24 protein-coding genes, 1 pseudogene and 1 riboswitch are annotated in these 22,011 nt (G+C 72.6%); of the genes and pseudogenes, 13 read left to right on the plus strand and 12 right to left on the minus strand.

The features are described from left to right. Positions 1 to 100: 100 nt before the first annotated feature. From JK361_RS18955 to cds1, 6 genes are all read right to left on the minus strand, one after another. The gene (locus JK361_RS18955; protein ID WP_201819915.1) at positions 101 to 1,405 is read right to left on the minus strand and encodes a cytochrome P450 family protein; all 1,305 of its coding nucleotides are present in this window, start codon (positions 1,403 to 1,405) and stop codon (positions 101 to 103) included. A 94-nt stretch (positions 1,406 to 1,499) separates the two neighbouring features. Continuing rightward, positions 1,500 to 2,102, minus strand: coding sequence for a GTP-binding protein (locus JK361_RS18960; protein WP_201819466.1), 603 nt, complete (start codon positions 2,100 to 2,102; stop codon positions 1,500 to 1,502). Then, on the minus strand, positions 2,077 to 2,451 hold the full coding sequence (locus JK361_RS18965; RefSeq protein WP_201819468.1) for a DUF742 domain-containing protein: 375 nt from the start codon (positions 2,449 to 2,451) through the stop codon (positions 2,077 to 2,079). Before JK361_RS18965 ends, JK361_RS18960 begins: the two co-directional genes overlap by 26 nt. Further along, positions 2,448 to 2,849, minus strand: a complete 402-nt coding sequence (locus JK361_RS18970) for a roadblock/LC7 domain-containing protein (protein WP_201819470.1) — start codon at positions 2,847 to 2,849, stop codon at positions 2,448 to 2,450. The genes JK361_RS18965 and JK361_RS18970 overlap by 4 nt, the downstream gene beginning before the upstream one ends. Then, entirely contained in the window at positions 2,846 to 4,048 is a 1,203-nt protein-coding gene (locus JK361_RS18975) for an ATP-binding protein (protein WP_201819473.1), read from the minus strand. The genes JK361_RS18970 and JK361_RS18975 overlap by 4 nt, the downstream gene beginning before the upstream one ends. A 229-nt stretch (positions 4,049 to 4,277) precedes the next feature. Then, on the minus strand, positions 4,278 to 5,402 hold the full coding sequence (cds1, locus tag JK361_RS18980) for an L-cysteine desulfhydrase Cds1 (RefSeq protein ID WP_201819475.1): 1,125 nt from the start codon (positions 5,400 to 5,402) through the stop codon (positions 4,278 to 4,280). 314 nt (positions 5,403 to 5,716) lie between these two features. Here cds1 and JK361_RS18985 point away from each other — a divergent pair, with 314 nt between their 5' ends. Both JK361_RS18985 and JK361_RS41305 read left to right on the plus strand, forming a co-directional pair. Beyond that, on the plus strand, positions 5,717 to 6,040 hold the full coding sequence (locus tag JK361_RS18985) for a hypothetical protein (RefSeq protein WP_201819478.1): 324 nt from the start codon (positions 5,717 to 5,719) through the stop codon (positions 6,038 to 6,040). Positions 6,041 to 6,246: 206 nt separating this feature from the next. After that, a pseudogene (locus JK361_RS41305) lies at positions 6,247 to 6,795 on the plus strand (ATP-binding protein); the annotation flags it as partial. 283 nt (positions 6,796 to 7,078) lie between these two features. Here the strand turns inward: JK361_RS41305 and JK361_RS18995 are convergent. Further along, the gene (locus JK361_RS18995) at positions 7,079 to 7,369 is read right to left on the minus strand and encodes an SHOCT domain-containing protein (RefSeq protein ID WP_201819483.1); all 291 of its coding nucleotides are present in this window, start codon (positions 7,367 to 7,369) and stop codon (positions 7,079 to 7,081) included. A 192-nt stretch (positions 7,370 to 7,561) separates the two neighbouring features. Here JK361_RS18995 and JK361_RS19000 point away from each other — a divergent pair, with 192 nt between their 5' ends. From JK361_RS19000 to JK361_RS19030, 7 genes are all read left to right on the plus strand, one after another. Continuing rightward, positions 7,562 to 8,152, plus strand: a complete 591-nt coding sequence (locus JK361_RS19000) for a TetR/AcrR family transcriptional regulator (protein WP_201819485.1) — start codon at positions 7,562 to 7,564, stop codon at positions 8,150 to 8,152. A 4-nt stretch (positions 8,153 to 8,156) separates the two neighbouring features. After that, complete coding sequence (locus JK361_RS19005) at positions 8,157 to 8,567, plus strand: (R)-mandelonitrile lyase (RefSeq protein ID WP_201819487.1); 411 nt, start codon at positions 8,157 to 8,159, stop codon at positions 8,565 to 8,567. 29 nt (positions 8,568 to 8,596) lie between these two features. Then, positions 8,597 to 9,175: a DUF4865 family protein gene (locus JK361_RS19010; protein ID WP_201819489.1), complete on the plus strand. Its 579-nt coding sequence runs from the start codon at positions 8,597 to 8,599 to the stop codon at positions 9,173 to 9,175. Continuing rightward, the gene (locus JK361_RS19015; RefSeq protein WP_201819491.1) at positions 9,172 to 10,083 is read left to right on the plus strand and encodes a phosphotriesterase family protein; all 912 of its coding nucleotides are present in this window, start codon (positions 9,172 to 9,174) and stop codon (positions 10,081 to 10,083) included. The genes JK361_RS19010 and JK361_RS19015 overlap by 4 nt, the downstream gene beginning before the upstream one ends. Before the next feature lie 119 nt (positions 10,084 to 10,202). After that, the gene (locus tag JK361_RS19020; protein WP_201819494.1) at positions 10,203 to 10,382 is read left to right on the plus strand and encodes a DUF1272 domain-containing protein; all 180 of its coding nucleotides are present in this window, start codon (positions 10,203 to 10,205) and stop codon (positions 10,380 to 10,382) included. A 61-nt stretch (positions 10,383 to 10,443) separates the two neighbouring features. Continuing rightward, positions 10,444 to 11,490, plus strand: coding sequence for a S66 family peptidase (locus JK361_RS19025; RefSeq protein WP_201819497.1), 1,047 nt, complete (start codon positions 10,444 to 10,446; stop codon positions 11,488 to 11,490). A gap of 98 nt (positions 11,491 to 11,588) precedes the next feature. Further along, positions 11,589 to 11,870 carry an NAD(P)-binding domain-containing protein gene (locus tag JK361_RS19030; RefSeq protein WP_201819499.1) on the plus strand — a complete coding sequence of 94 codons (282 nt, stop codon included), beginning with the start codon at positions 11,589 to 11,591 and terminating at the stop codon, positions 11,868 to 11,870. Positions 11,871 to 11,898: 28 nt separating this feature from the next. Here JK361_RS19030 and JK361_RS19035 read toward each other — a convergent pair whose 3' ends face one another. Both JK361_RS19035 and JK361_RS19040 read right to left on the minus strand, forming a co-directional pair. Next, positions 11,899 to 13,146, minus strand: coding sequence for an ROK family protein (locus JK361_RS19035; protein ID WP_201819502.1), 1,248 nt, complete (start codon positions 13,144 to 13,146; stop codon positions 11,899 to 11,901). 48 nt (positions 13,147 to 13,194) lie between these two features. Beyond that, positions 13,195 to 13,845, minus strand: a complete 651-nt coding sequence (locus JK361_RS19040) for an alpha-ketoglutarate-dependent dioxygenase AlkB family protein (RefSeq protein WP_201819504.1) — start codon at positions 13,843 to 13,845, stop codon at positions 13,195 to 13,197. A gap of 67 nt (positions 13,846 to 13,912) precedes the next feature. Between JK361_RS19040 and JK361_RS19045 the strand changes: the two genes are divergently transcribed. Further along, a complete protein-coding gene (locus tag JK361_RS19045) occupies positions 13,913 to 15,046 on the plus strand; it encodes a methyltransferase (RefSeq protein ID WP_201819505.1) in 1,134 nt (377 codons plus the stop codon). Positions 15,047 to 15,347: 301 nt separating this feature from the next. On the opposite strand, the gene JK361_RS19050 is transcribed toward JK361_RS19045, so the two are convergent. Next, positions 15,348 to 16,208, minus strand: coding sequence for a class II fructose-bisphosphate aldolase (locus JK361_RS19050; protein WP_201819507.1), 861 nt, complete (start codon positions 16,206 to 16,208; stop codon positions 15,348 to 15,350). Positions 16,209 to 16,241: 33 nt separating this feature from the next. Next, positions 16,242 to 17,123, minus strand: coding sequence for an SIS domain-containing protein (locus tag JK361_RS19055; protein ID WP_201819521.1), 882 nt, complete (start codon positions 17,121 to 17,123; stop codon positions 16,242 to 16,244). A 313-nt stretch (positions 17,124 to 17,436) separates the two neighbouring features. Here JK361_RS19055 and JK361_RS19060 point away from each other — a divergent pair, with 313 nt between their 5' ends. Next, on the plus strand, positions 17,437 to 18,216 hold the full coding sequence (locus tag JK361_RS19060; protein ID WP_201819523.1) for a DeoR/GlpR family DNA-binding transcription regulator: 780 nt from the start codon (positions 17,437 to 17,439) through the stop codon (positions 18,214 to 18,216). Positions 18,217 to 18,394: 178 nt separating this feature from the next. On the opposite strand, the gene JK361_RS19065 is transcribed toward JK361_RS19060, so the two are convergent. Continuing rightward, positions 18,395 to 18,790, minus strand: a complete 396-nt coding sequence (locus tag JK361_RS19065; protein ID WP_201819525.1) for a luciferase domain-containing protein — start codon at positions 18,788 to 18,790, stop codon at positions 18,395 to 18,397. Positions 18,791 to 19,259: 469 nt separating this feature from the next. On the opposite strand from JK361_RS19065, the gene JK361_RS19070 reads away from it, so the two are divergent. Together JK361_RS19070 and nicT are read left to right on the plus strand one after the other, a co-directional pair. After that, positions 19,260 to 20,465 carry an MFS transporter gene (locus tag JK361_RS19070; protein ID WP_307787276.1) on the plus strand — a complete coding sequence of 402 codons (1,206 nt, stop codon included), beginning with the start codon at positions 19,260 to 19,262 and terminating at the stop codon, positions 20,463 to 20,465. Positions 20,466 to 20,682: 217 nt separating this feature from the next. Further along, positions 20,683 to 20,871, plus strand: a riboswitch (cobalamin riboswitch). A 27-nt stretch (positions 20,872 to 20,898) separates the two neighbouring features. Next, on the plus strand, positions 20,899 to 22,005 hold the full coding sequence (nicT, locus tag JK361_RS19075) for a Nickel transporter NicT (protein ID WP_201819527.1): 1,107 nt from the start codon (positions 20,899 to 20,901) through the stop codon (positions 22,003 to 22,005). The last annotated feature ends 6 nt before the right edge of the window (positions 22,006 to 22,011 follow it).

Below are 22,011 nucleotides of genomic sequence, written 5' to 3' on the forward strand. Positions count from 1 at the left end.
AGCTCCTTTGTGGCGGGGCGCTACCGATACCGCCGGAACCTACCCTTCCCCCCTCCTTGGTCATGCGCCTGACAGTGTTGCTCCCGTCACACACGGCACATCAGACCCGGAAAATGTCCAAAAACGTGCTCCAGAAGCCCTTCTTCCTGGCTGGTTCCTGACGTGCGGCGGCGGCCGGAGCCGTGCGCGCCGGCTGCTCCGCCGCCGCGGGGACGGCCCTGTTCTGCAACGCGGCGACCATGCGGGTCGCCGGCGTCGGGCTGAACGCCACGGGCAGCGTGGCCAGTGCCCGGTGGAACGGCCCCGGCCGCCATTCCAGCTCCTTCTCGTGGACGGCCAGCGTCAGGTCGGGCAGGGCGTTGAGGATCTTCTCGATCGCGGTGACGGCGATGACCTGCGCCGGGTCCTTGGCCGGGCAGGCGTGCGGGCCGGCCCCCCATGCCAGGTGGGCGCCCTTGCTGCGGGTCCGGCGGGCCTCGGCGAGCGCGGGGTCGCTGTTGGCCGCGGCGAAGCTGATGACGACCGGCGTGTTGGCCTCGGCCACCACTCCGCCGAGGTCCACGTCCTGGACCGGGTAGTGGGTGGCGTAGTTGGCGATCGGCGTCTGGTCCCACAGCACGTGATCGATCGCCTCCTCGATCAGCATCCCGGAGTCGCGCCCGCCGGCGCCGGGGGCCAGCAGCAGGAGCAGCGCGTTGCCGATGAGGTTGCGCTCGGGTTCCACGCCCGCGCCCATCAGCATGACCAGCTGGTCCTTGAGTTCCTCGTCGGTGAGTCCCGCGGGGTGCTGGATCAGCCAGGAGGTGACGTCGTCGCCGGGCCGGCGCCGCTTGAGGGCGATCAGTTCCATGAGGCAGGCGGTGAGTTCCTCGTTGGCGCGCAGGGCGTCCTTGCCGTCGAAGATCGCCGACATGGAGCTGGTGAGGGTGTCACCGATGTCCGCCGGGCAGCCGAAGAGCTTGTTGAACAGCAGCAGCGGCAGCAGCTTGGCGTAGTCGTTCAGCAGGTCAGCCCGGCCCCGCTCGCTGAACTGGTCGATGAGGTAGTCGGCGATGGGCTCGACGTCCCGGCGGATCCGGGTGATGTTGAGCCGGGCGAGGCTGTCCGTGACGGCCTTGCGCAGCCGCAGGTGCACGGCACCGTCGGTGAACAGGCAGTTGGGCCGGTACATCATCATCGGCAGCACCGGGTGGTCCAGCCCGATCCGCCCTTCGTTCAGCGCCTTCCAGCGGCGGGCGTCCCGGGCGAAGAGCGTGGAGTTCTGGAGCACGCGCAGCGCCGTCTCGTGGCCGACGACCAGGGTGGCGTCGATGCCGGGGGCGAGTTCGACCGGCCCGGCCGGACCGTGGGCGCGCAACCGGTCGTAGACCTGGTGGGGGTCGGCGGCGAACGCGGTGTCGTGCATCGGGCATCTGGCCCCGGTGGGGGCGGGGGCTGACTGGGGGTCCATGAGGTTCCTTCTGCTGGCTCCGGGCCGTAGGTCCGGGCGGATGGGCGTGTCAGGCGGCTCGGGTGAGCAGGTGACGCACGAGCGCGATCAGCGCGTGGGCGGAGGACTGCCGGTCACGCGCGTCGCAGTAGACGACGGGGGTGTCGGGGAGCAGGTCGAGCGCCTCGCGCACCTCCGCCTCCTCGTACACCGTGCCCGGCGCGAAGCCGTTGACCGCGATGGCGTACTCCAGGCCGTACCGCTCGACGAGGTCGATGACGGGGAAGGTCTCCTCCAGCCGTCCGGGATCGACCAGCAGCAGCGCCCCCAGCGCGCCACGGGCCATGTCCTCCCACAGCTGCATGAAACGCTGCTGCCCGGGGGTGCCGAACAGGTACAGCACGAGGTCGTCGCTGAGTGTCAGACGGCCGAAGTCCAGCGCCACGGTGGTGGTGGTCTTCTCCGTCACGCCCCTGAGGTCGTCCACGTGGAGGGACGCCTGCGTCATCTTCTCCTCGGTGCGCAGCGGGGTGATCTCCGAGAGCGAGCCGATGAAGGTCGTCTTGCCCACGGCGAAGTGCCCGACGACCAGGATCTTGGCGGCATTGGTCACCGCGCTGGAGACGTATATGGATCCAGGGGCCGTCTCAGCCGATGAGGGATTGGAGTCCATTCAGAACCTTCTCGAGGGTCGCTCTGTCAACGTTCTGAGCCCTTGGCGGCTCGGCGCGGCGCAGGAGGTGTCCCTGCTCGAATAAGTCGGTCAGCAGCAGCCGGGCCACCCCCACCGGCAGTCCCACGTGTCCGGCCACCTCGGCGACCGACAGGTAGCCGCCCGCACACAGGTTCCAGATGGCCATCACCTCGGGACCGGCTCCCAGCGGACGGATCCGCTCGGGAGCCAGCGTGACCAGGGTGTGCAGCGCCAGGTCGTCCGCGTCCGGCAGCGTGCGGCCGCCGGTGATGACGTAGGAGCGGACGAAATCACTGGTGACAGAGGCTTCCTCACCCGGCGTCGTCATGCGTGCGCACCGCTGTCCGTGCGCGGTGCCACACTCATCGCTTTGCTCAGGGAGACCACCGTCTTCTGCATGCGGAAGGACATGGCCTCCATGTCGACGTCCAGCGCGGCCGAGACGGCGAGGTACGCGCCCTGGCCCGCGGCGATCAGGAAGATCCAGCCGCCGTCGTACTCCAGCAGGGTCTGCTTCCAGATGCCGTGTCCCGCTCCCACGAACCCCGCGACGGCACGGCTCAGCGACTGCATGGAACTCATCGCGGCGGCGTTCGTCTCCGCGTCGTCCCGCCCGATGTCGTCCGAGCGCTGCAACAGCAGGCCGTCACCCGAGACGAGGACGGCGTGCCGGGCTCCGCGCACCTCGAGCACGTCGTTCAGCACCCAGGACAGGTCGGTCTTCACTTGTCGTCAGATCCTTCCGTGGTGTTCGTGGTGCGACCGAGCTGAGTTCCGCGCGCGAATGCCCCGAGCCGTGACGCCGTCACCTCGCTGACCGGCTGGGGCGTCCCCTCCTGACCGGCGGCGTCGAGGGCGGGGACCACCGTGACGGAGCCGTTGCGGCGCCGGCGCTTGGGCAGCCCGCCCGAGGTGGTTCCCACCACGTGCGAGGGGCCCACGACCGGGACCGGCGCGAGGCGCTGGGGCGCGGCCTCCGCGCCCGCGGTGTCGTGGGCGTCGACAGCCGGGGAAGGAGCATCGGCCGCGAGGAGGCTTTCGGGCACACGAATCACTGCACGCACTCCGCCATAGGGGGATACGGAGCCGACGGAGACGGCGAAGCCGTAGCGGGCGGCGAGCATGCCGCACACGGCGAAGCCGAACCGCGGCGGATCGCCGAGCCCGGTGATGTCGACGGGACCGTCCACGGACAGCAGGGACGCCGCCCGGTCCTTGGTCTCCTGGTCCATGCCGAGGCCGGCGTCGTCCACGATGAAACACAAACCGGTCGGTACGGTCTGGATGTTGACCTCGACCGGCGTTCCGGGCGCACTGTAGTTCGTCGCGTTGTCCAGCAGTTCGGCCAGCACGACGGCCACCGGCTCGACCGCCTTGCCGACGAGCGAGACGTTCACCTGCGAGTGGACGCTGACCCGGTTGAAGTCCCTGATCCTGCCCTGGGCGCTGCGGGCGACGTCGTAGACCGTGGCGGCGCCGTCGCGCCTGCCCAGCCAGCCGCCGCACAGCACGGAGATGCCCTTGGCGCGGCGGCCGAACTGGCTGCCGGTGTGGTCGACCGTCATCAGGTCGCCCAGGACGTCCGTGGTGTCGCCGTACTTCTTCAGCAGGTCGTCGAGGAGCACCTGCTGCTCCTCGGCGAGGGACTGGAGCGTTCCCATGGCGGACTTCAGCACCGCCTTGGTCGCCGCCTCCGCGTCCGCGCGTACGTCGGCCAGGTCCCGCTGATGCTGTGCGGTCAGCGCGGCGATGTGCGTGTGGAGCTGGCCGACGTCGCCGCGGGCCTCTCCCAGTCCTGTCTCCAGGTCCTTCCTCGTTCTTCGGAGAGCCATGTTGGTCCTCCGGGCCCGCATCACCGCGACGACCGCAGCGATGAGCACCACCAGCAAGATCCACAGCAGTGGATCCGTGGTCAATGACGTCATGAGACTCTCTTCAAGTCGCATCGCGCCAGGAGCATGAGAGCGCGATGGTGCCTTTGACTGTCCCCCAGACGCGTTCGTGACACGCCGTCAGCCCACTGAAAAGTGTGATGATCTTATCAGTCGTACAGACACAACCAGCTTGCACCGAGCCTCACTTGAGACGTCACGAAACCCACACACCCCCGTCACCCGCCCGTCGGGCGGCCGCTGCCGGGAGTGCGGGGCCGGCTCAGCGCGGCCACACCCCCGTGGCCAGGAAAGAGTCGATCGCCGCCGCGTACGGCGCGATGTCCAGGCCCTGCTCCGCGAGCCAGGCGTCCGAGTAGTACTTGTCCAGGTACCGGTCCCCCGGGTCGCACAGCAGGGTCACGACACTGCCCGTACGCCCCTCGGCCACCATCTCGGCGACGATCTTCAGCGCGCTCCACAGTCCGGTGCCCGTGGAGCCGCCCGCCTTGCGGCCGATGGCCCCCTCCAGCGCCCGCACCGCGGCGACGCTGGCCGCGTCCGGCACCTTCATCATCCGGTCGATCGCGCCGGGCACGAAGCTCGGCTCCATGCGCGGCCGGCCGATGCCCTCGATCCGGGAGCCGCAGTCGCAGGTGACGTCCGGGTCGCCGGCGGTCCAGCCCTCGAAGAAACAGGAGTTGTCCGGATCGGCCACACAGATCCGGGTGTCGTACTGCATGTAGTGGACATAGCGGGCGAGGGTGGCGGAGGTGCCGCCGGTGCCCGCCGTGGCGACGATCCAGGCCGGCTCCGGGAACCGCTCCAACTGGAGCTGACGGAAGATGGATTCGGCGATGTTGTTGTTGCCGCGCCAGTCCGTGGCCCGCTCGGCGTAGGTGAACTGGTCCATGTAGTGGCCGCCGGTCTCCACCGCGAGGCGGGCGGACTCCTCGTACATCTTCCGGGAGTCGTCCACGAAGTGGCACCGGCCGCCGTGGAACTCAATGAGGCGGATCTTCTCGGCGCTGGTCGTGCGCGGCATCACCGCGATGAAGGGCACGCCGATCAGCTTGGCGAAGTAGGCCTCGGACACCGCCGTCGAGCCGCTGGACGCCTCGATGACCGGGCGGTCCGGCCGGATCCAGCCATTGCACAGGCCGTAGAGGAACAGGGAACGGGCGAGCCGGTGCTTGAGGCTGCCGGTCGGATGGGTGGACTCGTCCTTCAGATAGAGGTCGATACCCCAGCGCTCGGGCAGCGGGAAGCGCAGCAGGTGGGTGTCCGCCGATCTGTTGGCGTCGGCCTGAACCTTGCGAACGGCTTCTTTCAGCCATGCGCGGTACGCGGGATCACTGCGGTCGACGTCGAGAGTGGCGCCGGTCCTGGTCTGGGGAGTGGTGCTCACGGAGGGGCTCCTTACGCTCGTCGCCGACGGCGCCTCACGCGGGCCGGCAGATCGAGCATAGGCACCTTTCCCACGCCTTCCCACCTGCATAAACGCATCTTTGAGCCATTCAAAGGACTACTGGGGCACGCACGTGCGAGCCCCCTGGGGGCGCATGGGCGGAAGTGCTCCGGGCGCCTGTCACGGGCGCCCCGCGTGTACTGGTGCTTCACGCCGCGCCGGGGCAGACTGCACGCGACGGGACGACCTGTCCCGAACGGGCGCGCACACGGAAACACGGAAACACGGGAACACCCGCGAGGGGGCGGCGAGACATGGCGGAGCCGGAGTTCACTGCCACAGGCGTGCGAATCGGCAAACGCCTGCGTTCGCTCACCCGGGCCGGACAGGTCCGGATCAGCGACGGCAGGCTGCAGCTGCTCAACAGCTACGGCAGCGAGATCGACAGCGCGCCGGTGCAGGCGGTGCGCGCCTCCACGCCGTGGTTCGTGCCGGACGACCGCGCGCTGGCCGACGTCAACGGCACGCGGTACCTGCTGACGCTGGGCGAGCACGACCCCGCCCCCGGCCGGCCGGGGGCGCCCGCCGCCCGGCGGTTCGTCGAGGCGGTCCGCCGGGCGGCGGGAGGCGGCGGCTGAGCGACGCGCCGTCGCGGCGAGTTGCGGGAGCGCATCCGCTGCGTCACGCTGGTCTCACGTCACTCTGGGTTTACCGGCGATAACGCTGCGAACCAGCCCGCCGGCCACGACAGCAGGCGGACGTTTGGACGCAAGCACCCTGCTGGATCCGTTGTTCTCCGTGTTTATTCCGGTCCCTCCGGACCTCACATCGGGGAGTCGCAGCCGTGATCAGTCACCCAAGCAGGCACTGCACGGTGGAGCTCCAAGCCCTGCCGTCGCGGATCGGCCAGGTCCGCAGAATCGTATCTGCGCAGTTGCGCTACTGGCATCTGGACCCCTTGATAGACCGGGCCGCGCTCGGTGTGACGGAGCTGTTGAGCAACGTCCACCGGCATGCCAGGCCCGACAAGTCGTGCACCGTCGAACTGGAGTTGCTGCCGGACCGGCTCACGGTCTCGGTACGCGACCACGATCCCCGTCTTCCGGTACCGGCCGACGCCGCGGCCGCGCCGGACGCCACGCCCCTGGCCACGTGCGGACGGGGCCTGGCGATGGTGGCCGCGGTGAGCGAGAGCTGGGGCGCGCGGCCGGACGGCGAGAACGGCAAGGTCGTGTGGTTCACGCTGCCGGCCCCCGCGGCGGCCCCCGGCCGTCCGGCCCGGTCGCCGCGGGGCGCGGCGAGGCCGGCAACCACGCCCGCGCCCGTCACGGCAGGGGCCGTGGCGTCGGCGGGGGCCTCGGTAGCGGCGGGCGTCCCGGCGGGGACCGCTGTACCGCCGGGCGCTGTCCGCCCGGGAGCCCCGGTGCCCGCCGGCGCCCAGGTTCCGGCCGTGGCCGTGGTGAACGCGGCTTCCGCGCCCGCCTCGGCCCCCATGCCCGCCGCGGGGCCCGCCTCCCCCGCGGCCGGGGCACCGGCTCCCGCCCGGTCCGCCGTCTCCGGCTGACCGGGCGGGGACCACCCCCGCAGCGAAGGCGAACTGCACGGCGGTGTCGCCGCCGCCGTACACCGTCACGGCGTCCGTCACGCGGCCGCGGTCCCTTCCGCGGTCGCCGTGGTCATGCCGCACCGCCCTTGCCCATGCGGCCGAACTGCTCCTCCAGGACGGACAGGCGGCGCCAGTACTCGTCCTCGTCGATCTCTCCTGAGGCGAAGCGGCGGCCGAGGACCGCGAGCGGCGAGTCGCCCGCCGGACGTCCCGCGTCCACCGGCCGCCAGGGGCCGCCGCGCCCGCGCCAGGCGGTGCGGCGCAGGACGGTGACGGCGCCGATCACGACGGCCGCCCAGATCAGCGGGAAGAACAGGATCCACGGGCCGGGCCCGCCGTCCCAGTTGGCCAGGGTCTGCATCTCGGGTCATCTCCCTCGTCGGTTCGGGTCTTCGGGTGATGTTCCGAGGCTCCCTCCGGCAGGGGGTCCGGGTCGTCGTGCGGCCGGCGGCACCACGCGTACCGCCCGGGGAGTACGGCGCCGTGGCACGGCTGCTCCCGTGGACGCACCGCGGGCCGGCGACGCACGGACTGGCGCTCTGTAACTACTAGTATGTACAGTAAGGGCATGAGCACCTCGGAACGACTGATCGAATCGACCCGCGAGCTGCTGTGGGAGCGCGGGTACGTGGGCACCAGCCCCAAGGCGATCCTGGAGCGCGCGGGGGCCGGCCAGGGCAGCATGTACCACCACTTCAAGGGCAAGCCCGATCTCGCCCTGGCCGCGATCCGGCGCACCGCCGAGGAACTGCGGGCCACCGCCGAGGCCGTTCTCGGCGGTCCGGGCACGCCGTACGAGCGCATCGAGGCGTACCTGCTGCGCGAGCGTGACGTGCTGCGGGGCTGCCCGGTCGGCCGGCTCACCATGGACCCGGACGTGATCGCGAGCGAGGAGCTGCGCGCACCGGTCGACGAGACGATCGCCGCCATCCGCGGGCGGATCGCGGACATCGTCGAAGAGGGCAAGCGGCGGGGGCAGTTCGCGCCCGGCCTCGACGGCGAGGAGATCGCCGCCGCCGTCCTCGCGACCGTGCAGGGCGGCTACGTCCTGGCCCGCGCCTCCGGATCCCCCGCCGCTTTCGACGCCGGCGTACGCGGCCTGCTCTCCCTGCTCGCGCCGCCGGCCCCAGGACAGGAGAACTGACTCAGTGCACATCACCAGACGGCGTCCCGACACCCGGCAGGGCCCGGCGGAGAACTTCACCGGCACGGTCTGGCTGGACGAGATAGCCGCTCCCGCCGCGCCGTCCCGGCTGCGCATGTTCAACGTCCACTTCGCACCCGGTGCGCACACGGCCTGGCACCGGCACCCGCACGGGCAGGTGCTGCACGTCCTGGAGGGCGAGGGGCTGGTGCAGCGCCGGGGCGGTGAGGTGGAGGAGATCCGGGCGGGCGACACGGTGTGGATCGAGCCGGACGAATGGCACTGGCACGGCGCCGGTCCCCGCACCTTCATGACCCACCTGGCGGTCGTGGAGGCCGCCGCGGACGGCACCACCGTGGACTGGGGCCGCCATGTCCGCGCCGACGGCCGCCCCGTCTCCGCCCGGCCCGCCTGAACACGCCCGCCACGACGGAAGGAACCCCGATGCACGCCTTGCAGTACGAGTCGACCCTCCCGGCCGACTACGACATGGGCATCATCCGCGCGCGGGTGGCCCGCGTCAGCCCCCTGCTGGAGGACTGGGAGGGCCTCGGCTTCAAGAGCTACCTGGTACGCGAACGCGGGGTGCACGGCTCCCCGGTGAACCAGTACGCGCCGTTCTACCTGTGGAACACCGTCGAGGGCATGAACCGCTTCCTGTGGGGCGGCGCCTTTCAGGGGCTCGTCGACGACTTCGGCAGGCCAGCGGTGCGGCAGTGGACCGGCCTCGGATATGCCGAGGGCGGCGGCACGCGGCCCGCGTTCGCCGTCCGGCGGCGCCGGCCCGTGCCGGAGGGGGTCGAGCTGACGGCCCTGATGGAGGACGCGGTGGCCGAGGCGGAGGGCCTGGCCGCGCGGGACGGTGCCGTGCTCGCGGCGGCGGCCGTGGACCCGCACCGCTGGGAGCTGGTGCACTTCTCCCTCTGGGAGCACGACTCCCCCGAGGCCGACGGGGACGTCTTCGAGGTGCTGCACCTGTCCGCACCCGGCCGCGACCGGCTCCCGCGTGGACGGCAGTGGTGACACACGTCCGTACCGTGCTCGGCGACGTCAGGCCCGGCGAACTGGGCGTGTGCGACGCGCACGACCATCTCTTCCTGCGCAGCCCGCAGCTGCCGGGGCAGGAGCTGGACGACGTCCGTGCCGCGCGGGCCGAGCTGGCGGCGTTCCGCGCGGCGGGCGGAGCGGCCGTCGTGCAGTGGACGCCGTACGGCATGGGACGGCGGGCCGGGGATCTGGCGGCCCTGTCCCGGGCGACCGGGGTGCGGATCGTCTGCGCCACCGGGCTGCACCAAGCGGCGCACTACGACGCGGAGCCGCTCGGCCGGCTGCGCGGCGGACGGCTGGCCGGGCTGTTCGTCTCCGAGCTGACCGAGGGCATCGGGACGACCGGGGTGCGGGCCGGTCTGATCAAGGTGGCGGGCGGCTTCCACGGGCTGGACGCGCACGCCCGCTGGACGATGGCGGCGGCGGCCGAGGCGCACCATGCCACCGGCGCGCCCATCGCCGTCCACCTGGAGCTGGGCACCGGTGCGCTGGACGTACTGGACCTGCTGTGCGGTGAGTTGGGCGTGCCCGGCCGGCGTGTGATCCTGGGGCACCTGAACCGCTCCCCCGATCCGGTCGTGCACCGTCAGGCCGCCGCTTCGGGCTGCTGGCTGGCCTTCGACGGGCCGTCCCGCGCCCACCACGCCACCGACTGGCGGATGCCGGAGGCCGTACGGGCGCTGGCGGAGGCGGGGTTCGGCGACCGGCTGCTGCTCGGCGGGGACACGGTGGTCGCCGGGGCCCGCTCGGTCGACGGCGGGCCCGGGATGCCGTACCTGCTGCGCCGGGTGCGGCAGCGGCTGGCGCAGGAGGTGGGCGCGGAGCTGGCGGACCTCGTGCTCGGCGGGCACCCGGGGCGGGCGTTCGGGACCGACTGGACGTGAGCACGCCGCCGCGGCCCGATCGTGCGGATACCTGTCCCGCCGGACGGTTACGTCGCCGCGTCTGATCAGGAGGATGAGGGCACAAGACCGACGACCGTTCCCCGGAAGGACGAAAGACCATGGCACTGGAGATGCGCACCCGCTGCGAGCGCTGTGAGACCGCCCCGCTGTCACCGGACGGCCCCGCCCTCATCTGCTCGTACGAGTGCACGTTCTGCGATGCGTGCGGAGCGGCCCTGGGCCGGCTCTGTCCCAACTGCGGGGGTGAACTGGTGGCGAGGCCACGGCGTGCGGGGTGAGGCGCTGGACCCGTCCGAAATGAAGTGATCGAAGGCCGGTCGGGCACCTAGCCTGACCGGCATGAACTTACCCGTGTATCCCCCCAAACCCGTGCCCGGCGACCGGATAGCGGTCCTCTCGCCCGCCTCCGGTCTGGCGGGGCTGCTTCCCCTCCCCTACGAACTGGGGCTCAAACGCCTGCGCGAGGACTTCGGCCTCCAACCGGTGGAGTACCCCACCACTCGCAAGACGGGGTCCGCCCCCGAGGAGCGCGCCGCCGACATCCACGCCGCGTTCGCCGATCCGACGATCAAGGCGGTGATGGCCACCATCGGCGGCGACGACCAGATCACCGTGCTGCCGTACCTGGACCGCGAGCTGATCCGCGCCAACCCCAAGCCGTTCTTCGGCTACAGCGACAACACCAATCTGCTGGCCGTCCTGTACAACCTCGGCATCGTCGCCTACCACGGCGCCTGCCTGATGACCGAGATCGGGCGCCCGTACGCGCTGCACCCCCTGACCGCCGACTCGGTCCGCGCGGCCCTGTTCACGTCGGGCCCCTACGAACTCCGTTGCGCCGAGCGGTACCGCGACACCGACCGCGACTGGGCCGACCCGGCCACCTTCGGCACGGAGCCGGACGCCCAGCCGGCCGGCGGCTGGACCTGGCACCGGCCCGACCGGGTCGTCGAGGGGCGCGCCTGGGGAGGCAACCTGGAGATCCTCTCGTGGCTGCTGATGGCCGACCGGGAGGTCGAACGCGATCCCGCGGCCTACGACGGCGGCGTGCTGTTCCTGGAGACGTCGGAGGAGCTGCCGAGCGGGGAGGAGGTCTTCCGGATCCTGCGCAACATGGGCGAACGGGGCCTGCTGGAGCGCTTCCCGGCCCTGCTGATGGGCCGCGCCAAGGCGTGGTCGTTCCAGCGGCCGAACGACGCGGACGCCAAGCGGCGCTACACCGCCGAGCAGCGTGAGGCGGTGCTTCGTGCGCTGGCCGCTTATGCCCCGCGGACCATGGCGGTCCTCGACGTGGACCTCGGGCACACCGATCCCCAACTCGTGATCCCCTACGGCGGATCGGTCACCGTGGACGGCCCGGGGCGACGGATCACGGTGACGTACTGACGGCTTTGGGCGTCACCCGGGGCGCCGGGCGGTCGGGGCCTCACGGGCAGCCGGTAACCGGCAGGGGACTGCGAGAGCTGGGACGAGAGGGAGACACAGTGGAACGCATCGGGATCATCGGTGTGGGCGAGATCGGCCGGGCCGTCGTGGAGGGCCTGAGCGACGGCGTCGAGGAGCCGCCGGAGATCCTTCTCTCGCCGCGCGGCGCGCGCACGGCCGCCGAGCTGGCCGGGCGGTATCCGAACGTGCGGGTCCGGGCCGGCAACCAGGACGTGGTGGACGGCTCCGACGTGGTGATCGTCGCCGTCCGCCCGCAGGACCGCGCCGAGGCGCTCGACGCGCTCCTCGTCGGCCTCGGGCGGCCCGGCCGGCCGTCGTAGCGGGGCCGGTCCGGTCCTGGGGAAGGTCTCAGCCGCTCTCGGCCAGCGCGGCCAGCGGGTCGTCCAGTACCGGCTGCCAGGCCAGTTCCGCCGCTCCTACCAGGCTGTTGTGGTCCAGGGTGCACGGCAGGATGGGCACGCCGCCGCTCTGGCCCCACAGGCTTCGGCCGGCCACCACCGCGCGCAGCCGGCCGGGGTCCGCGTTCAGCAGGGTGCGGTGGAGGCCGCCGAGGATGATGCGGTCCGGGTTCAGGATGTTGACCAGGCCGGCCAGGCCGAGACCGAGGCGGTCGATGAGCGCTTCGGCGGCCCGGCGGACGGCCGGGTCGTCGTACCGGGTGCGCAGCAGGTCGCCGGCCTGCTGGAGCAGCGACACCTCGGGACCGGGCTCGCGGCCGGCCTCCACCAGCAGGGCCAGCGGGTCCGCCTCCACGTCCAGGCAGCCGCGGCTGCCGCAGTGGCAGGGGCGGCCCTCGGGGTTGACCGTGAGGTGGCCGACCTCCAGCGCGAGGCCCGAACTGCCGGTGTGCAGACGGCCGTCGAGGACGAGCGCGCCCCCGACGCCCCGGTGCCCGGTGGCCACGCACAGCAGGTCGCGCGCGCCCCGGCCGGCGCCGTGCCGGTGCTCGGCGAGCGCGGCGAGGTTGACATCGTTACCCGTGAACGCGGGTCCACCGATGCCGGCGGCGCGCACGCACTCGGCGAAGGTCCGCCGGACGGGCGCGCCGACGGGCCAGGCCAGGTGCAGCGGGTTGAGGGCGAGACCGTCGGGTTCGGCGACGGCGGACGGCACGGCGAGCCCGGCGCCGACACAGCGCCGTCCGGTGCTGCGCAGCAGTTCCGCGCCCGCCTCGACCACGGAGCCGAGCACCTTGGCCGGGTCGGCGTCGACGGTCTCGCAGCCGGGCGCGGTCGCCACGATCCGCCCGCCGAGTCCGACCAGCGCGGCGCGGAAGCCGTCGGCGTGGACCTGTGCCGCGAGGACCACCGGTCCGTCCTCGGCCACCTCCAGCCGGTGCGAGGGGCGCCCCTGGGAGCCGGCCCCGGAGCCGGGACGGGCGTCCACCCGGATCAGGCCCAGCGCCTCCAGTTCGGCGGCCACCGCGCCGGCCGTCGCCCGGGTGACGCCGAGTTCGGCGGTGAGCACGGCCCGGGTCGGCGCACGTCCGGTGTGCACCAGCTCCAGCGCGGGCCCCAGTGCCCCGCGTCCCCGGTCCAGCCGCGCCCTCGAGGTGGTCCTCTCCCCCGCTGCCCGGGGTTCCGCCTTGCCGCTCATGAGGGCGAGTCTCCCATGATCCGCACCCGGGGTGGCCCGTGGCTCCGCCTACAGGCCGCTCACCCGCAGGGTGATGTTCAGCCGCCCGGCGAGGCCCAGCCAGGCCGGCGCCGTGCCCGGGCGGACGCGCGGCACACCGTGGTAGGCGAGCCGCGACGGGCCGCCGAAGACGAACAGGTCGCCGCTGCGCAGTTCCACGTCGGTGTACGGCTTCGCGCGGGTCCCGGTGTTCCCGAAGCGGAACACGCAGGTGTCGCCGAGGCTCAGGGAGACCACCGGGGCGTCCGCCTGTTCGTCGCCGTCGCGGTGCATGCCCATGCGGGCGTCGCCGTCGTAGAAGTTGATCAGCGCGATGTCGTACGGCGGGGCCGCGGCGGCGGGCGGGCCCAGCGCGTCGGTCACCGCGCGCCGGCCCAGCTCGCCGAGCCAGCCCGGGAAGGGCTTCACGGGGCTGCCGTCGCCGTCGACGACGGTGCGGGCGTAGGCGTACGGGTACCAGTGCCAGCCGAGGCAGACCTGGCGGGCGGTCATCGTGCCGCCGCCCGGGGTGCGGACCGTGCGCAGTCCGGCGGGGGGCCGCGCCCATTCCCGGCAGGCGTCCAGCAGGGCGCGCTGCCGCCCGGGGTCCAGCCAGTCCGGGACGTGCACGGCGCCCGGCGCGACCTCCGCGCGCTCCCGGCCGAACAGCTCGTCCTCCATGCCCCCATCCTGCCCCACGGCCCCTGATCTGCGGCTCCGCTAGCCTGGACGCACGATGAGCGACCGTATGACGACACCGTGGGGCGAGGTCGAGCTGACCCGCTTCCCCGAGGATCCCCGCGACCGGCTGCGTGCCTGGGACGCCTCCGACGCGTACCTGCTGCGCCACCTCGCCGAGGAGAAGGTGCCGCTCACGGGCACGGTCGTGGTGGTCGGGGACCGCTGGGGGGCGCTGGTCACCGCGCTGGCGGAGCACCGGCCGGCGCAGATCACGGATTCCTTCCTCGGTCAGGAGGCGACCCGGGCGAACCTGGCGCGGGCCGGCGTGGAGCCGGGTGCCGTACGGCTGCTCACCACGCAGGACCCGCCCCCGGAGCGGGTGGACGTGCTGCTGGTGCGGGTGCCCAAGAGCCTCGCGCTGCTGGAGGACCAGCTGCTGCGGCTGGCGCCCGCCGTGCACGCGGACACGGTCGTGGTCGGCACCGGGATGGTGAAGGAGATCCACACCTCGACGCTCCAGCTGTTCGAGCGGATCCTCGGGCCGACCCGGACCTCGCGGGCACAGCAGAAGGCCCGGCTGATCTTCTGCACCCCGGACCCGTCGCTGGAGCGGCCCGCCAACCCGTGGCCGTACAGCTACGCCCTGCCGGACGGTGTCGGCGCGGTGTCGGGGCACACGGTGGTCAACCACGCGGGCGTGTTCTGCGCCGAGCGGCTGGACATCGGCACCCGCTTCCTCCTCGGCCATCTGCCCGCGCCGGGCGCCGGGCGTGTGGTGGACCTGGGCTGCGGCAACGGCGTGGTCGGTACGGCGGTCGCGCTGGCCGATCCGACGGCGGAGGTGCTGTTCGTGGACGAGTCGTTCCAGGCGGTGGCCTCGGCCGAGGCGACGTACAAGGCGAACGGGGTGCCGGGACACGCCGAGTTCCGGGTCGGGGACGGGCTGGCGGGGGTCGCGCCCGGCAGTGTGGACCTGGTTCTGAACAACCCGCCGTTCCACTCCCACCAGGCGACCACGGACGCGACGGCGTGGCGGATGTTCACCGGGGCGAAGCGTGCGCTGCGGCCGGGCGGCGAGCTGTGGGTGATCGGCAACCGGCACCTCGGCTACCACGTGAAGCTGAAGCGGTTGTTCGGGAACAGCCGACTCGTGGCGAGCGATCCGAAGTTCGTCGTCCTGAAGGCCGTCAAGAGGGGTTAGCGCGAGCCCGTCGCCGGCTGCGCGCGGCCCGGAGGCACCGGTGGGGGATCGGGGGACGAAGGCTTCGACGGCCGGCGCGGCCCGGAGGCCACGGAGGTGAGGCGCGGGCCGGCGGGGCGGACCGCGGGCTCGTCAGCGTGCGCGGCCCGGGTGCTCGGTGGGGCGGGCGCAGGCCGGAGGTTCCGCTGTGGGGTGAGCCCCGGGGCCTGGAACGGCCTGGTCCGGCGCAGCCGCTCGGTGCGCCGGGCACCGTGGCGACCGGGTACGGCGGCGTGCCGGTGCCCGGTCTCGGTGGCGGGGATCAGGCAGGGGTGCGGGAGAGGACGCCGATGATCCGGGTCACCTCGTGCGCCATCGCCTCCCGGCCGACGCTGAGGTACTTCCGTGAGTCGACGGCGTCCGGACGGGCGGCGAGGAACGCCCGGATCGCCCCGGTCATGGCGATGTTGAGGGCGGTGCCGACGTTGACCTTCGCGATGCCGCCGCCGACCGCCGCGACCAGTCCGTCGTCCGGCACCCCCGACGAGCCGTGCAGGACGAGCGGCACGGTCAGCGCGGCGGTCAGCCGCCGGAGCAGTCCGTGGTCGAGTTCGGCGGTGCGGGTGGTCATGGCGTGCGCACTGCCGATGGCGACGGCCAGGCCGTCGACACCGGTGCGGGCGACGAAGTCCCGCGCGCGGCCCGGGTCGGTACGGGCGCCGGGCGCGTGCGCGTCGAGCGGCGGCCGGCCGTCCTTGCCGCCGATCTGTCCCAGCTCGGCCTCGATCCACAGCCCTTGGCCGTGCGCCCAGTCGGCGGCGACCCGGGTGGCGGCGAGGTTGTCGGTGTAGGACAGACGGGCCGCGTCGTACATGACCGAGCTGAACCCGGCGTCGGGCGCCTGGCGCAGCAGGTCGTCGCTCTGCACGTGGTCCAGGTGCAACGCGACCTGTACGTCGGCTCGTTCGGCGGCGGCGACGGCGGCGCGGGCCAGCGGCAGGAGCCGTCCGTAGCGGTACTTGACGGCGTTCTCGCTGACTTGGAGGACCACGGGTGAGCCGGCCGACTCCGCTCCGGCGATGACGGCCTCGATGTGTTCCAGGGTGATGACGTTGAACGCGGCGACGGCGGAGCGGGCAGCGGCGGCCCGGGTGACCAGCTCGCCGGTGGGTGCGAGGGGCACGGGTGGTGTCCTTCCGGGACGGGGCCGACGGGTTCAGGGGGTGAGGATCACCGAGCGGGTGAGGTGCCGGGGCCGGTCGGGGTCCAGCCCCCGGGCGGCGGCGACGGCGACCGCGAGCCGCTGTACGCGCACGAGTTCGGCGAGCGGATCCAGCTCACCCTCGATCCACAGCCCACCGGTGGCGCGGACCTGTTCGGCGAGGCCGTCGGGCGCCGCGCCGAGCATCCAGGTGGCCGTGCCCTCGGTGGTGACGCTGATCGGGCCGTGCCGGTACTCCATCGCCGGGTAGGCCTCGGTCCAGGAGAGGGACGCCTCGCGCATCTTCAGCCCGGCTTCGTTGGCGAGTCCGACGGTCCAGCCGCGCCCGAGGAAGGTGAACTGCGTGCATCGCACGAGCCCTTCCGGCAAGGGAGCGGCGAGGGCGGTGCGTGCGTCGGCGACGACGGCGTCGGTGTGGAGGCCGAGGTGGGCGCGCAGGAGGGTGAGTGCGGTGGTCGCGAACCGGGTCTGGACGACGGAGTGTTCGTCCGCGAAGTCCAGGACGACGAGGTCGTCGGCGGCAGCCATGACCGGGGTGCCGGGGTCGGCGGTGACCGCGGTGGTGCGTGTCCGCCCGGCCAGGCTGCGCAGCAGTTCCAGTACTTCGGTGGTGGTGCCGGACCGGGTGAGGGCGACGACCCGGTCGTACGACCGCCCGGCGGGGAACTCGGAGGCGGCGAACGCGTCGGTCTCGCCCTGCCCGGCGCCCTCCCGCAGGGCGGCGACCGCCTGGGCCATGAAGTACGAGGTCCCGCACCCGACGACGGCGACCCGCTCCCCCGGCTCCGGCAGTGCGCCCCGGTACCGCTCCGCCTGCTCGGCCGCCCGTATCCAGCACTCCGGCTGGCTGTTCAGCTCGTTCTCGACATGGGTCATGCCCACACCCTCCCCTTGCTGATTGTTCCTGCAAGATATAGCGAGCTTTCGAACACAATCAAGCATTCGGGGGCAGGGCCGAGTGCGCTAGGGTCGCCGGGAGACCGGAGGCGGTCGGAGAGCGACGGAGAACGACGGAGAACGGCTGGCGGTTCGGTCGGGGCACGACCGGAAGACCGGCCCGGTGGCTGGACGTTCGGCCGACCGGTCGGCTGGCTGGCTGGCTGGCCGGCTGGAGAACGGTCGGGAGGCCGGTACGGGACGATCGCGAGGCCGTCCCGAGGATCGCCGGAATAAGGAACGGAGGCTGCGGATGTCCCGGGACGCCCGCTGGAAGGCGCTGCTGGAACTGCTCGTCGAGCGTGGCCGGCTGGAGGTCGAGGAGGCCGCGGCCGAGCTGGCGGTGTCGGCGGCGACCATCCGCCGGGACTTCGACCAGCTCGCCGAACAGCAGATGCTGGTGCGCACCCGGGGCGGAGCGGTGGTGCACGGGGTGTCGTACGAACTCCCGCTGCGCTACAAGACGGCCCGGCGCGCCTCGGAGAAGCAGCGCATCGCCAAGGCGGTGGCCGAGCTGGTCGCCCCGGGCGAGGCGGTGGGGCTGACCGGCGGCACGACCACCACGGAGGTGGCCCGGGCGCTGGCCGTACGCGGTGACCTCACCACCGGATCCCCGGCGCTCACCGTCGTCACCAACGCGCTCAACATCGCCAACGAACTTGCCGTCCGCCCCCAGTTCAAGATCGTGGTGACGGGCGGGGTGGCGCGTGCCCAGTCGTACGAACTCATCGGCCCGCTGGCGGACGGCGTGTTGAGCCAGATCACGCTCGACGTGGCGGTCCTCGGTGTCGTCGGCTTCGACGTCGCGCACGGGGCGGCGGCGCACGACGAGGCGGAGGCCGCCATAAACCGCCTGCTGTGCGAGCGCGCCGAGCGGGTGGTGGTCGCCGCCGACTCCAGCAAGCTGGGCCGCCGGGCGTTCGCCCGGATCTGCGGAGCGGAGCTGGTGGACACGCTGGTGACGGACGCGGCGGTGGAGAAGGAGACGGTACGGCGGTTCGAGGAGGCCGGCGTGCGGGTGCTGGCGGTGTGAGGGATGAGTCCGACACCGACTGCCGACACCGACTGCCGACAGCGGACTGCTGGCAGCTGACCGCCGACAGCCGACAGCTAAACGCTGACTGCTGGCTGCTGGCTGCTGGCCGCTGGCCGCTGGCCGCCGATGCTGGCTGCTGACCGCCGCAGAGGTCGGCCGGAGGGGCCCGCCGGGCTCAGAAGGCGCCGAGGTCCGTCTTCACGAACCCCGCGCCCCGCTGGTCGTTGCAGCCCGCCACCGGCCGGTCGGCCGGGTCGGGCCACATCTGCGGGGCCTGGAGCGCCACGCTGACCAGCGTCAGCAGCAGGTCCACGTCGCTCGCGGCGTCCAGGCGCAGGGTCACCCACTGCGAGCCGGGCACGATCCTGATCGCACCCGAGTCCCTGAGGTCCTTGGCGAACCGCCGGACGGCCCGGTCGGTGAGCCGCAGATCGACATCACGCTCGGAGTGGAAGTGGACGACCTCACCCTGGGCCGAAGTCAGCGCCCGCCCCAGACCGCAGCTCGGGACGGCCTGTCTCAGGTCCGGCCAGGTCGCCAGTTGCGCGAGCGCGCGCGAGGCCAACGTCATGGGCCCATCATGGCGCGCTCACCCGCCCGCAACCAGCGCGTGCGCAAGCATTAACCATCCCGTATCCGCCGCACGTTGCGGAACCCGCACACGCATCCATCCCTCGAACGGGTCCACCTCGAACCACGATTGCCCCACCGCGCGCCACCCAGTCGACGGAAACCGCAGGTGGGCAGGCCCGTTCGGGCTGCCGCGCCGGAGGTCCCACCGCCCCCACCAGGGCAACCCGCACAGTGGTACCGCTCTTCACCGGCCGCACATCCGGTACGCCGCCTTCGCCACCGGTTCATGGACGGGTCCCACCACAGCCACACGCGACACAGGGCGGAGCCGTGCAGCTCGGCCGGGTGCGGTGTCGGGAGGAGACGCCGGCACCCCCGCTCACCCGGTGCGGGGGCCGGGCCCGCAACCACCCGGCCGCCCTCCAGCCGCTTGCCCGATCCCCGCCCCCACCCCTACCCTGCATTTTGTGCCGACAATAAACAAAACCCGCGCGCACAGCGTCGTGCCAGGCCGGGGCCTCGCGGCACTGCGCGCAGCGATCACCGCCTTCTTCGCACTGGACGGTTTCATCTTCGCGGGGTGGGTCGTCCGCATCCCCGACATCAAGCACCAGACGCACGCCTCCACCGGCGCCCTCGGGCTCGCTCTGCTCGGGGTCTCCGCGGGGGCCGTGCTGACCATGACGCTGACCGGACGGCTGTGCCGCCGCTACGGCAGTCATCCGGTGACGGTGGTCTGCATGACCGTGCTCGCGCTCAGCGTCGCACTGCCCCCGCTCACCCACTCGGCGCCGGCGCTGGGGGCCGTCCTGCTGCTGTTCGGCGCGGCCTACGGCGGTGTCAACGTGGCCTTCAACAGCGCGGCGGTCGACCTGGTCACCGCCCTGCGCAGGCCGATCATGCCCGGCTTCCACGCAGCCTTCAGCCTGGGCGGGATGGTCGGCGCGGGCCTCGGCGGGCTGGTCGCCGGCGCCCTCTCCCCCACCCGCCATCTCCTCGGCCTCACCGTGATCGGGCTGCTGGTCACGGCCGTCGCCGGGCGCACCCTGCTGCGGCACGAGTCGCCCGCGCCGCCGGAACGCGCGCCGTCGGCGGCGGCGCCGGGCGGGAGTGCCGCGGGCGGGCGGACCGGGCGCGGGCTCGTCGTCGTCTTCGGGCTCGTCGCCCTGTGCACGGCGTACGGCGAGGGCGCGATGGCCGACTGGGGCGCGCTCCACCTGCAACAGGATCTCGCCGCCTCCGCCGGCACGGCGGCTGCCGGGTACGCGTGCTTCGCGCTCGCCATGACCGTCGGCCGGCTGACGGGGACGACGCTGCTCGCCCGGCTCGGCCGGGCCCGGACCGTCGTCGCCGGCGGCACCGTGGCCACGGCCGGCATGCTGATCGGTTCGCTCGCGCCCTCCGTCTGGGCCGCCCTGACCGGCTTCGCGGTCACCGGGCTCGGACTCGCCAACCTGTTCCCGGTCGCCGTGGAGCGGGCGGGTGCGCTGGCCGGTCCGTCCGGCGTCGCCATCGCCTCCACCCTGGGCTACGGCGGCATGCTCCTCGGGCCGCCCGCGATCGGGTTCATGGCCGACTGGTTCTCCCTGCCCGCCGCACTGACCAGCGTGGCCGCGCTGGCCGCCGTGGCCGCCGTCATCGGGGCGGCGACACGGCGGGTGCTGGGGCACTGACGCCGCACAGACCCCCGGCCCGCCGCCGACCCCGGCCCAGCCCCTCCCGGCCCGGTCCTTCCCCCGGCCCGGCCCATCTCCCCGGCCCAGCTGCTCCCCTCGGCCCGGTGTCGGGCCCGGTGTCGGGCCCGGTGTCACGACCACCGCGGCCCCCGGTCGACGGCACCCCTCCGTGCCTGCCCGGCTGTGCGATCTTGCAGCTGACGTGCACGGCCTTCTAGGGTGAACGGGCCGTGGTGTTCGGGAAGACCGGTGCCGGCCCCCAAAGGGCTCAGTCCGGAGCGGCCCTCGCCACTGTGATCGGGAAGTTCCCGCCCCATGTTTGCCACTGGCCGCACGGCCGGGAAGGCAGGGGCGGGCGCGTCGACCCGTCAGCCAGGAGACCGGCCACGGCAGCACGAAGCTGATCCACGAGGTGTTGGAGCGTGACCGTATGACCGTGTCCCGAGGCGTGCCCGAAACCGCCGTCCCGTCCTTTCGCTGGCGACGGGAGGACACCGTCCGCACCGCGGGTCTCCTGGCCGTGGTCGTCGCCCTGCACGTGGTCGCCTTCGGGATCCTCTTCCTGCTCGTGCTCCCGCGCCACTACGAGGTCGACTCGAAGGCGTTCGGGGTCGGTCTGGGCGTCACGGCCTACACCCTCGGCATGCGGCACGCCTTCGACGCGGATCACATCGCCGCGATCGACAACACCACGCGCAAGCTGATGGCCGACGGCCAGCGGCCGGTGTCCGTGGGTTTCTGGTTCGCTCTGGGACACTCCAGCGTGGTCGTCGCGATGGCCGCGCTGGTGGCCGGGGGCGCGAAGCTCGCCGGCACCCTGATGGACGACGGCTCCCGGACCCACCAGGTCCTCGGCACCGTGGGCACCACGGTCTCCGGCAGCTTTCTGTACCTGATCGCCGCGCTCAACCTCGTCGCTCTGTTCGGCATCGCGCGCGTCTTCAAGGCCATGCGCGCCGGACGCTACGACGAGGCGGAACTGGAGGCCCACCTGGACTCGCGTGGCTTCATGAACCGCCTCCTGGGCCGGTTCACCAAGTCGATCCGCCGCCCCGGCCAGATGTTCCCGCTCGGCTTCCTCTTCGGGATCGGGTTCGACACCACGACCGAGGTCCTCCTCCTCGCCCTGGCCGGCAACGGCGCCGCCGCCGGCCTGCCCTGGTACGCGGTCCTGTGCCTGCCCCTCCTCTTCGCGGCGGGCATGAGCCTGTTCGACACCCTCGACGGCACCTTCATGAACTTCGCCTACCAGTGGGCGTTCTCCAACCCCGTCCGCAAGGTGTTCTACAACCTCACGATCACCGGCCTGTCCATCGCGGTGGCCTTCTTCGTCGGCACGATCGAGCTGGTCGGCGTGCTGCACGACAAGCTCGGCCTGAGCGACGACGTCACCGGCTGGATCGCGGACCTGAACCTGGACAACGTCGGCTACGTCATCGTCGGCCTGTTCGTGGTCGTCTGGGCCGTGGCCATCGCCTACTGGCGCCTGGCCAAGGTCGAGGAGCGCTGGAGCGCCCGCACCGCCGACACCGGCTGACGAGAC

Source organism: Streptomyces musisoli, assembly GCF_016741855.1.
Lineage (GTDB): Bacteria > Actinomycetota > Actinomycetes > Streptomycetales > Streptomycetaceae > Streptomyces > Streptomyces musisoli.

Excerpts from the sequence above, each read along its gene's own strand:
- JK361_RS19000 (WP_201819485.1), top strand. The coding sequence starts at position 7,562 with ATGTACAGTAAGGGCATGAGCACCTCGGAACGACTGATCGAATCGACC.
- JK361_RS18975 (WP_201819473.1), bottom strand. The coding sequence starts at position 4,048 with ATGACGTCATTGACCACGGATCCACTGCTGTGGATCTTGCTGGTGGTG.
- JK361_RS19020 (WP_201819494.1), top strand. The coding sequence starts at position 10,203 with ATGGCACTGGAGATGCGCACCCGCTGCGAGCGCTGTGAGACCGCCCCG.
- JK361_RS19010 (WP_201819489.1), top strand. The coding sequence starts at position 8,597 with ATGCACGCCTTGCAGTACGAGTCGACCCTCCCGGCCGACTACGACATG.
- JK361_RS18995 (WP_201819483.1), bottom strand. The coding sequence starts at position 7,369 with ATGCAGACCCTGGCCAACTGGGACGGCGGGCCCGGCCCGTGGATCCTG.
- JK361_RS18965 (WP_201819468.1), bottom strand. The coding sequence starts at position 2,451 with ATGACGACGCCGGGTGAGGAAGCCTCTGTCACCAGTGATTTCGTCCGC.
- JK361_RS19045 (WP_201819505.1), top strand. The coding sequence starts at position 13,913 with ATGACGACACCGTGGGGCGAGGTCGAGCTGACCCGCTTCCCCGAGGAT.
- JK361_RS19040 (WP_201819504.1), bottom strand. The coding sequence starts at position 13,845 with ATGGAGGACGAGCTGTTCGGCCGGGAGCGCGCGGAGGTCGCGCCGGGC.
- JK361_RS19065 (WP_201819525.1), bottom strand. The coding sequence starts at position 18,790 with ATGACGTTGGCCTCGCGCGCGCTCGCGCAACTGGCGACCTGGCCGGAC.
- JK361_RS19025 (WP_201819497.1), top strand. The coding sequence starts at position 10,444 with ATGAACTTACCCGTGTATCCCCCCAAACCCGTGCCCGGCGACCGGATA.
- JK361_RS19060 (WP_201819523.1), top strand. The coding sequence starts at position 17,437 with ATGTCCCGGGACGCCCGCTGGAAGGCGCTGCTGGAACTGCTCGTCGAG.
- JK361_RS19055 (WP_201819521.1), bottom strand. The coding sequence starts at position 17,123 with ATGACCCATGTCGAGAACGAGCTGAACAGCCAGCCGGAGTGCTGGATA.
- JK361_RS18955 (WP_201819915.1), bottom strand. The coding sequence starts at position 1,405 with ATGCACGACACCGCGTTCGCCGCCGACCCCCACCAGGTCTACGACCGG.
- JK361_RS18960 (WP_201819466.1), bottom strand. The coding sequence starts at position 2,102 with ATGGACTCCAATCCCTCATCGGCTGAGACGGCCCCTGGATCCATATAC.
- nicT (WP_201819527.1), top strand. The coding sequence starts at position 20,899 with ATGACCGTGTCCCGAGGCGTGCCCGAAACCGCCGTCCCGTCCTTTCGC.
- JK361_RS19035 (WP_201819502.1), bottom strand. The coding sequence starts at position 13,146 with ATGAGCGGCAAGGCGGAACCCCGGGCAGCGGGGGAGAGGACCACCTCG.
- JK361_RS18985 (WP_201819478.1), top strand. The coding sequence starts at position 5,717 with ATGGCGGAGCCGGAGTTCACTGCCACAGGCGTGCGAATCGGCAAACGC.